The organism is Vibrio sinensis (assembly GCF_003605645.1).
Taxonomy (GTDB): Bacteria; Pseudomonadota; Gammaproteobacteria; order Enterobacterales; family Vibrionaceae; genus Vibrio; species Vibrio sinensis.
In genome coordinates this window covers 1-406 of sequence record NZ_QVMU01000185.1, presented here as the reverse complement: position 1 = coordinate 406, position 406 = coordinate 1, and the positions used below count along the sequence as shown (strand labels likewise).

Genomic DNA, 406 nt, shown 5'->3' with positions numbered 1-406 from the left:
CAATAAGCCCTTACGTAATAAAGATTCAGCCGCTTGTGAACCTTCAGGCACGGCTTTTTTCAATGTTTGTTCAATTACTCTTTTACCCGCAAATGCAATGTAGGCATTGGGTTCGGCAATAATGATATCCCCCAACATACCAAAACTAGCTGTCACCCCACCAGTAGTAGGAGATGTAAGGATTGATACATAGAATAACTTTTTATTTGATTGATAATCATATAAAGCAGAAGATATTTTAGCCATTTGCATCAAGCTCAAACTTCCTTCTTGCATGCGTGCTCCTCCGGAAGCACATACTAGAATAAGAGGTAGAAATTTATTGGTAGCATACTCGACCAAACGGGTGATTTTCTCGCCTACTACAGATCCCATACTACCCCCCATAAACTGAAAATCCATAACC

General features: G+C 39.9%; 1 protein-coding gene. It reads right to left on the bottom strand.

The features are described 5' to 3' along the window. Window positions 1–402, bottom strand: a 402-nt coding sequence (locus DZ860_RS25485) for a carboxyl transferase domain-containing protein (RefSeq protein WP_500691428.1), incomplete at its 3' end; no start/stop codon positions are given. Window positions 403–406: the final 4 nt, after the last annotated feature.